General features: G+C 44.3%; 5 protein-coding genes. All 5 read left to right on the top strand.

The window, feature by feature from the left end; genetic code table 11:
* Positions 1–158: 158 nt before the first annotated feature.
* The 5 genes from pcrB (at position 159) to gatC (ending at position 6595) form a co-directional block, all read left to right on the top strand.
* Positions 159–824 (top strand): heptaprenylglyceryl phosphate synthase, encoded by a 666-nt coding sequence (gene pcrB, locus HCJ54_RS12965; protein WP_187137947.1) that lies wholly within the window; start codon positions 159–161, stop codon positions 822–824.
* Positions 825–895: 71 nt separating this feature from the next.
* Positions 896–3091: a DNA helicase PcrA gene (gene pcrA, locus HCJ54_RS12960; protein WP_185411196.1), complete on the top strand. Its 2196-nt coding sequence runs from the start codon at positions 896–898 to the stop codon at positions 3089–3091.
* 14 nt (positions 3092–3105) lie between these two features.
* Entirely contained in the window at positions 3106–5121 is a 2016-nt protein-coding gene (gene ligA, locus HCJ54_RS12955) for an NAD-dependent DNA ligase LigA (protein WP_187137946.1), read from the top strand.
* Positions 5118–6239 carry a CamS family sex pheromone protein gene (locus HCJ54_RS12950; RefSeq protein ID WP_036066350.1) on the top strand — a complete coding sequence of 374 codons (1122 nt, stop codon included), beginning with the start codon at positions 5118–5120 and terminating at the stop codon, positions 6237–6239. Before ligA ends, HCJ54_RS12950 begins: the two co-directional genes overlap by 4 nt.
* Before the next feature lie 62 nt (positions 6240–6301).
* Positions 6302–6595 (top strand): Asp-tRNA(Asn)/Glu-tRNA(Gln) amidotransferase subunit GatC, encoded by a 294-nt coding sequence (gene gatC, locus HCJ54_RS12945; RefSeq protein ID WP_036066349.1) that lies wholly within the window; start codon positions 6302–6304, stop codon positions 6593–6595.
* Positions 6596–6602: the final 7 nt, after the last annotated feature.

The raw sequence follows: 6602 nt of genomic DNA, 5'->3' as shown, positions 1-6602 counted from the left end.
GAAGAGAAGTGAGTTACGCTACCAATATGCATAGGAGCGGAGCGAGTATGTAATCCATCAGTTAGCGTTCGAAGCAAGACGCGATATTTTTACAAAGTCTTAGGTTATTATTTCATACGCGGAATTATTTCACTCATATACATGATGGAGGGGCTTTGGTGAAACATTTATTCAAATTAGATCCAGCTAAGCAGTTACCAAATCTAGCTGTACAGCGATTGGCTCAGTCTGGAACTGACGGGTTTATTATTGGTGGTTCAGATGGGCTAGAGATAGGCGCAGTACAGGATTTATTTCGGACTTTTGCGAGTTTGGGATTACCGGTTTTTATTGAGGTGAGTGACGAGGCGATGATTGTGCCTGGTGCAAGCGACTACTTGATTCCGATGGTTCTAAATTCGACAGACGTGACTTGGTTGATTGGCGCGCATCACGAGATTGTGAAGCAATATGGCTCTTTTATTCCGTGGCCACATGTCCAAACAGAAGGGTATTGCATTTTAAACCCAGAGGCAAAAGCGGCACAACTCGCAAGGGCAAATACAGATTTATCTGCGGATGATGTGGCGGCATACGCGAGCATTGCAGAAAACATGCTCCGATTGCCGATTTTTTATGTCGAATATAGTGGCACTTTTGGTGATAGTCGAATGGTTCAAGCCGCGCGGAATGAGCTTGTGAACACGAAGCTTTGGTATGGCGGTGGCATTAGGACGGTTGCTCAGGCACGGGAAATGAGTGAAATCGCGGATGTGATTGTCGTTGGTAATATTTTGTACGAAGATTTTGAGCAGGCGTTGGAAACGGTGAGTGCGGTTCGATAACTTTACTTGCTTTCGGTTGCTTAAAAAGTTAAAATAAGAACAAATGTTTGTATTGGCGGTGTGAGGATAAAATGCAATTAAATGCGGAAGATTTAGTAAAAGGATTGAACCCACAGCAAAAGAAGGCGGTCCAAGCGACAGAAGGGCCGCTACTCATTATGGCGGGAGCAGGCAGTGGGAAAACGCGTGTTTTGACGCATCGTATTGCTTATTTGATGAAGGAACGTAGCGTGAATCCGTATAATATTTTGGCGATCACGTTTACGAATAAGGCGGCGCGTGAGATGAAAGCGCGTGTTGGTAATTTGCTAGGACCTGAAGCAGAATCGATTTGGATTTCGACATTTCACTCGATGTGTGTACGAATTTTACGTCGGGATATTGAACGGATCGGTTTTAACCGCAATTTTACGATTTTGGATGGCGGGGATCAGCTTTCGGTTGTGAAGGGCATTTTGAAGGACAAGAATGTCGATACGAAGAAGTTTGAGCCGCGTGGGATTTTGGCGTCGATTAGTAACGCGAAGAACGAGCTTACCAATGCGGAGGAATACAAGAAGGAAGCGTTTGGTTTTTACGATCAGATGGTTGCGGATGTGTATGTCGAGTACGAGAAGAAGCTCAAAAAGAACCAGTCGCTAGATTTTGATGATTTAATCATGGTGACGATTCAGTTGTTTGAACGAGTGCCAGACGTCTTGGAGTTCTATCAACGGAAGTTTCAGTATATTCATGTAGATGAGTATCAAGATACGAACCATGCGCAATATATTTTAGTGAAGTTGCTTGCGGCTAGGTTCCGTAATCTGTGTGTCGTTGGGGATTCCGATCAGTCGATTTATGGTTGGCGTGGTGCGGATATTACGAATATTATGTCGTTTGAGAAAGATTATCCAAACGCGCAAACGATTCTTTTAGAAGAGAACTATCGGTCGACGAAGCGGATTTTGGAAGCGGCAAACCGGGTGATTGAGAACAATAGCAATCGGAAACCAAAAAATCTGTGGACGAACAATGATGAAGGTAAGAAGATTTTTTATCATAAGGCATTGACGGAGAAGGAAGAAGCTTCTTATGTTGTCGGCAAAATTCAAGAAGAAGTTATTGCGTCGAACCGGCCGCTTTCAGATTTTGCGATTTTGTACCGGACGAATGCGCAGTCGCGTGTCATGGAGGAATTTTTCATGAAGTCGAGCATGGCGTATCAAATGGTTGGCGGTACGAAGTTCTATGATCGTAAAGAGATCAAGGATGTACTGGCGTATTTGCGCCTGATTTCGAACAATGATGATGACATTAGTTTGGCGCGAATTATTAATGTACCAAAACGTGGAGTTGGCGCGGGTTCGTTGGATAAGATTGCAAATACAGCGGCAGCGTACGATTTGACGGTTTTTGAAGTGTTGGATCGTATCGAAATGGTTGGACTTTCTGCCAAAATTTCCAAACAATTAGTGGAGTTCCATGATCTGATGAAGGGTTTCACGCAAATGCAGGATTACTTGTCCGTGACGGAGCTCGTGGAACAAGTACTTGATAAAACAGGATACCGCGCAATGTTAGAAAATGAACGGACGATTGAGGCGCAGACGCGTTTGGAGAATATTGATGAGTTCTTATCTGTGACACAAAATTTTGAGAAGGAAAACGACGATAAGACGTTGATTAGCTTTTTGACGGATTTGGCGCTTGTTGCGGATGTGGATAAGTTGGATGAAGAGGATAAATCTCGTGGGGCAGTGACGCTTATGACGCTCCACTCAGCCAAAGGTTTGGAATTTCCAGTTGTCTTTTTAGTGGGCCTCGAGGAAGGGATTTTTCCGCATAGTCGGGCGCTTTTCGAGGAAGATGAGATGGAAGAGGAGCGTAGACTGGCGTATGTTGGTATTACGCGCGCTGAAGAGGAGCTGTATATGACGAGCGCTTACTCGCGAATGTTGTATGGTCGTTCGACGGCGAACAAGGAGTCGCGTTTTATTGATGAGATTCCGAATGATCTGATTGAAATGGGTCATGAGAACAGTTTGACAGAAGTGCCATTTGCGAAGTCAGCAATGCATAGCAAATCGGTGGTTGGTTACAGTTCATCAGGCGCTGAAAAAGAGGCGTGGACAGTTGGCGACAAGGCGAGTCATAAGAAATGGGGCGTCGGAACGGTTGTTAGCGTGAAAGGAACTGGGAGTAATATGGAACTTGATATTGCCTTCCCGAGTCCAACTGGAGTAAAACGATTGCTGGCGGAATTTGCGCCTGTTGAAAAAGTATAAGTAGGTGAAGTGAAATGGCTGAAAAAGAGCGTTATGAAGAACTGATAAAGGAATTGGAGCGGCTTAGTTATGAATACTATGTGGCGGATAATCCAACGGCGCCGGATTCTTTGTATGATCAACTTTTGCATGAATTGATTGGTCTTGAAGAGAAGCATCCGGATTGGGTGACGCCAGAATCGCCATCTCAGCGTGTTGGTGGGGAAATACTTGCTGGTTTTCAAAAAGTGGCGCATGAAACGCCAATGCTAAGTTTAGGCAATGCGTTTAACCATGAGGATTTGCAGGATTTCGACCGTCGCGTGCGTGAGAAGGTGGGCGAGGATGTAGCCTACATGTGTGAACTCAAAATCGATGGTTTAGCTGTCTCTTTACAATATGAAGCGGGCAGGTATAAACGTGGAGCAACGCGCGGTGACGGGACGGTTGGTGAGGATATTACGTCGAATTTGCGGACAGTGCGCTCTATTCCGATGGCGCTAAAAGAGCCGTTCACGATTGAAGTACGCGGAGAAGCGTTCATGCCAAAGCAGTCATTTCAAAGTTTGAATGAAAAGCGAGAAGAAGAAGGACTGGAGGTCTTTGCAAACCCGCGAAATGCGGCGGCAGGATCTCTACGTCAATTAGATACAAAAATTGCAGCATCGCGAAATTTAGATATTTTCTTGTATGCTGTTGCCGACTTTGGCGAGATGGGTGTGGCGACACATAGTGAAGGCTTAGCAACACTTGAAAAACTAGGCTTGAAAGTTAACAAGGAACGTCGTTTGTGCCAGTCTTTAGAAGAAATTTTTGCGTATATTGATGAATGGACAAATGGACGCGCAGGATTAGCGTATGACATTGACGGCATCGTCATTAAGGTCGACAGTTTGGAGCAGCAAAAAACGCTCGGATTTACTGCGAAATCACCACGTTGGTCTATTGCATATAAATTTCCAGCCGAAGAAGTGGCGACGAAATTACTCGACATCGAGCTTGGCATTGGTCGGACGGGTGTAGTTACACCAACTGCGATTCTGGAGCCGGTTCGCGTAGCTGGAACGACAGTTGGCCGAGCGTCCCTTCATAATGAGGATTTGATCCGCGAGCGGGATATTCGAATTGGCGATACCGTTTTAATCAAAAAAGCGGGCGATATTATTCCAGAAGTAATCCGGGTTGTGGAGGAAGAGCGGACGAAAGAGCAAGTTCCGTATCATATGCCAACGCACTGCCCGACATGTGCAAGTGAGCTTGTCCGTTTAGAAGGGGAAGTGGCGCTTCGATGTATCAATCCGAAATGTCCTGCCCAACTAAAAGAAGGCTTGATTCACTTTGTTTCACGTAATGCAATGAACATCGATGGCCTAGGCGAAAAAGTAGTTGTTCAGCTGTTTGAACAAAAATTAATTGCGGATGTGGCCGATTTGTTTTTCCTTTCGGGTGAAAAACTGGTAGAATTAGAGAGAATGGGCGAGAAATCCGTTCAAAATTTATTGGCATCGATTGACAAGAGTCGCGAGAATTCGTTGGAGAAATTGCTGTTTGGTCTTGGAATTCGCCATGTTGGTGCGAAGGCTGCGAAAGTTTTAGCACAATATTTCGAAACGATGGATGCGCTCCGTGAGGCGGAGAAAGAAGCGCTTATGGAGGTGCCTGATATTGGTGAGAAGATGGCAGACTCTATCGTCGCTTATTTTGAAAATGAAGAAGTCCATGATTTGTTAGCGAAGTTAGAAAAAGCAGAAGTCAATATGATGTATACAGGTCCGAAACTGGAATTAATGCCAGAAGAAGCGCTTGTTTTTGCGAATCAGAAAGTTGTTTTAACAGGGAAATTAGAACATCTGAAGCGTGAGGAAGCGAAAGCATTAATTGAAATGTTAGGTGGAAATGTAACGGGGAGCGTAAGTAAAAACACGGCTGTTGTTGTGGCAGGCAGTGATGCAGGTTCCAAGCTGGCTAAAGCCGAAGCATTAGGTATACCAGTGTGGAGCGAGCAAAAATTAATGGAATATTTACCAGATGAAGGTGGTCAAAACAAATGAAAAAATTACTAGTAGTTTCCCTTAGCACCGCGCTTTTACTTGCAGGATGCGCCCCGAGCCTCAATTCGGATGAGCAGGTTGTACAGAAGAAAGACACGAAACAGGCGGAAACAGGTATTATGACAAAGAATCAAATTTCCTCGGATTATTACAAAACTGTTTTGCCGTATAAAGCGAGTAAATCTCGTGGTTTAGTCGTATCAAACATCAACTCACGTTACGATATTAATGAGTTGGAATCTGGATTGATGCGGGTTTCGCAAACAAGTTATTCGCCGGATGACTATCTTTTCCAAGAAGGTCAGTATTTGACGACAGAGACCTTGACGAAGTGGTTGGATCGATCGAGTGATAAGAACAAGGATGGACTTAATCCAAAAGATAATGGTAAGACGGACGAGCAACGTGCCCCGATTTATTTGGCGCATATTTTAGAGCAAGATTATTTGAAGAAAACGGATAAGAATACGGTGGGGCTTGGAGGTATTTCGATTGCCTTAGCGATGAATTCCGTTGATTATTATCAAAAAGAGAAATTTGGCGCCACATATGAGCAAAATATTTCGGATGAGACGCTACTTGCTCAAGGAAAAGAGATGGCAGCGACGGTTTTAAGCCGGATTCGAGCTACTAAAGGATTGGATAGTGTGCCGGTTACGATTGCGATCTATAAGCAAGGTAAGCGTGACGGTGTCGTTCCTGGAAACTTTATCGCGATGGCGAATGCCGACGGTGCGGATGTCGGGAAATGGAAGACCATCGATGAGAAAAGTTATGTATTGCCGTCCTCAGATGCAAAGTCGGATCATAAAACCGACAACACTTCTTTTGAAGATTTTAAAGCCGACATTGAGAAGTATTACCCGAACTACACGGGTGTCGTTGGACGCGCTCGTTATGAGAACGGGGAGATGGCAGAGTTAAACATTGATATACCGCTACAATTTTACGGAGAAGCAGAAATTATTGGTTTCACGCAATATGTGACGGATTTACTTGGAAAACACCTCTCGACAAATGCCGCAATTCAGGTTAATATTACTACAACTGATGGTACAGCCGCACTGATTACGCGTAAAGCAAATGATGATACGCCAACAGCGCATATTTTCGAGTAATTATATTTTTAAGAAGGAAAGTATCGAACGAGGTGCTTTTCTTCTGATTAGGAGGAGAAATTTTGACAACTATTTCAAAAGAAACCGTGGAGAAAGTAGCCAACTTGGCACGCTTAGAAGTAAGCGATCAAGAGGCGCAAGCATTCTCAGAGCAATTAGAGAAAATTATTCAGATGGTGGAGAAATTAGATGAATTAGATACGGCCAACGTGGCGCCAACATCGCATGCGATTGAAGTGTCGAATGTGTTGCGTGAAGATGTATCGATTCCAGGTTTACCACGCGAGGAAGTATTAAGAAACGCGCCAGACCAACAGGATGGCATGTTCAAAGTACCAACCATTATGGAAGACTAATTTTAGG

It is taken from the genome of Listeria grandensis (genome assembly GCF_014322885.1).
In the GTDB taxonomy this organism is placed as follows: domain Bacteria; phylum Bacillota; class Bacilli; order Lactobacillales; family Listeriaceae; genus Listeria_A; species Listeria_A grandensis.
This window is presented reverse-complemented; position numbering and strand designations above follow the sequence as displayed.

What these genes read in the sequence shown, in the direction of transcription:
- ligA (WP_187137946.1), top strand. Translation starts at nt 3,106, where the DNA reads ATGGCTGAAAAAGAGCGTTATGAAGAACTGATAAAGGAATTGGAGCGG.
- pcrA (WP_185411196.1), top strand. Translation starts at nt 896, where the DNA reads ATGCAATTAAATGCGGAAGATTTAGTAAAAGGATTGAACCCACAGCAA.
- HCJ54_RS12950 (WP_036066350.1), top strand. Translation starts at nt 5,118, where the DNA reads ATGAAAAAATTACTAGTAGTTTCCCTTAGCACCGCGCTTTTACTTGCA.